The organism is Priestia sp. SIMBA_032, from assembly GCF_046535215.1.
In the GTDB taxonomy this organism is placed as follows: Bacteria; Bacillota; Bacilli; order Bacillales; family Bacillaceae_H; genus Priestia; species Priestia aryabhattai.
Map to the genome: position 1 here is coordinate 1 of NZ_JAWRXD010000058.1, position 2,380 is coordinate 2,380.

Here is a 2,380-nt window from a genome sequence, read left to right on the forward strand (position 1 = left end):
CGTGATACTAAAATTCTTCAGACTGCCGTTTATTTCGATATTGCTGCCTAATACTTGCCGTAATGCCCACTTTTTTTTCGTTAGAAGACCAGGATCAATCCCATTTAGTAAGGAAAAAGCGTACCGAGTATACGTACGATGATTATCGATTTGATGAATCTTCGGAAACAGATAGGAGGTACGGTCTCCACGTTTCACCACCCGGTAAATCTCTGCTGTACGAAACGCTTTAATAAGCTTTCCACGCAATTTTAGTTTCTCAAACATCTAACCCCTCCTCAAAACATAAATGTCGCAAAGAAGTAAAGTAAGGCTCCATAAAAGGTGACAGGCAAGATAAAGCGCATTATCCTTGAAAACTGATCAACAAGATCAATCACACCCCACCGTTCTAATATTCGTTCGATGATAGCAATCCCTAAGACAATGCCTCCTATGGTCAAAATAGTGGGGTCAAGCATGGCTAGTGGACTAAACGGAACAAAGGAATAAGCTCTGAAGGGACGAGGTCTCGTAAGAGGTGGCTTGTGAGGTGAAGGAAAGATTTTTGGAAAGGTGAATCCTTTTATTTTTCTCATGTTGATACCTTCTTTCACTCTTTTAATTTTTTTGATTTTGACGTACCTGTTTTTTCAGCTCGACGCATCCGGTCGCCCCCTTCGCCTCCTCGGCTCAGCTCCCTTACAGATTCCACAAATGGCTTCAACAGGGTTATAAAGCTTGTATTAACGGGGTAGCGATACTGAACTAGCTACTGATTAGATAACGGAGTTACAATACTTTAGATACTATGTAGCTACTGCAGTAAGCTTGCCTGTCCACTCAAAAAATAACAAAGAACCCTTACCGCAGTAAGGGATTAGTATATGGTTATGTAAGAGATACTGGGCTTTTATATACTAAGGTTTGTCCTAATGTTCCATTTTTTTATGCAATGGATGAAAGGTCAGAAAGTGTCCAAACAACTAAACTCCCTCTAAATTAAATGAAGATAAAAAGACCTTTATCATACATTTTCTGTAGTCAAATGCAAAAAATAAGTATATAATCTATATTGAATTTGTACCTATAAATTTAATATGTCCTAAATAATTTTATAAGTTGGTACAAAAATAAGGAGTGTTATCATGAAATTTGCAAACGATTTTTTATTTGGAGCTGCATCAGCTTCTTATCAAATAGAAGGCGCATGGAATGAAGATGGGAAAGGCGAAACCAATTGGGATGTTTTTTCAAAGATTCCTGGAAAAACATATCAAGGCACAAATGGAGATGTAGCCATTGACCATTACCATCGCTACAAGGAAGACATTAAGTTAATGGCTGAGATGGGTTTAGAATCGTACCGTTTTTCCATTTCGTGGGCACGTATCTTGCCAACTGGCGATGGAGAAGTCAATCAAAAAGGATTAGATTTTTATAATCAAGTGATTAATGAATGCTTAAAGTATGGAATTGTTCCATTTGTAACACTGTATCACTGGGATCTGCCAGTGACACTTGAAGAGGACGGCGGATGGACAAATAAACGAACAGCCGATGCGTTCGTTAAATATGCAGAGGTTTGTTTTAAAGCATTTGGAGACCGTGTTAAACATTGGATTACGTTCAATGAAACTGTTATGTTTTGCGGATTAGGCTATTTAAAAGGCGCTCATCCACCTGGTATTCAAAACGATGAAAAGAAGTACTTTCAAGCTACACATTATGTGTTTTACGCACATGCAAAAGCTGTAGAGAGTTATAAGAAGCTCAAGCAGTATGGAGAAATTGGTATTACACATGTTTTCTTACCGGCTTATAGCGTTGATAATAAAAAAGAAAATATTTTAGCTGCTAGACACGCGAATGAATATGAAACGTTTTGGTATTATGACCCGATTTTAAAAGGAGAATATCCATCTTACGTTGTACAGCAATTAAAAGAAAAAGGATGGACTCCAAGCTGGACAGAAGAAGAACTCGATACATTAAAAAGAAGTGCCGAACACAATGATTTCATTGGCCTTAATTATTATCAACCGATTCGCGTAGAGAAAAACAATGAAACTGTTTCGTCTATGGAGCACTCAAGAGAAACCTCTACTTTAGCTCCTGGAAATCCATCATTTGACGGCTTTTATCGCACCGTAAAAATGGCAGATAAAACCTATACAAAATGGGGATGGGAAATTTCACCTCAAGGATTTTTAGACGGACTTCATATGTTAAAAGAGCGTTATGGGGATATTAAAATGTATGTAACTGAAAATGGGCTTGGTGATGAAGATCCGATTATTGATGGAGAAATCGTAGACGTTCCCCGTATTAAATATATTGAAGAACATTTAAAAGTGATTAAGCTTGCTATACAAGAAGGCATTCACCTAAAAGGATATTA

At 37.5% G+C, this 2,380-nt stretch carries 2 protein-coding genes and 1 pseudogene; 1 reads left to right on the forward strand and 2 read right to left on the reverse strand.

Translation table 11 applies throughout. The annotated features are described in order from the left end of the window. Positions 1–267 (reverse strand): annotated as a pseudogene (locus tag SB717_RS33250) (FtsK/SpoIIIE domain-containing protein); the annotation flags it as partial. An 11-nt stretch (positions 268–278) separates the two neighbouring features. Then, positions 279–578 carry a hypothetical protein gene (locus SB717_RS33255; RefSeq protein WP_074682425.1) on the reverse strand — a complete coding sequence of 100 codons (300 nt, stop codon included), beginning with the start codon at positions 576–578 and terminating at the stop codon, positions 279–281. Positions 579–1,127: 549 nt separating this feature from the next. Between SB717_RS33255 and SB717_RS33260 the strand changes: the two genes are divergently transcribed. Further along, positions 1,128–2,380: glycoside hydrolase family 1 protein (locus SB717_RS33260; protein ID WP_410907050.1), on the forward strand; the 1,253-nt coding region annotated here is incomplete at its 3' end.

Bases quoted from the DNA above. Each gene is read 5' to 3' on its own strand.
- SB717_RS33255 (WP_074682425.1), bottom strand. From the start codon at position 578: ATGAGAAAAATAAAAGGATTCACCTTTCCAAAAATCTTTCCTTCACCT.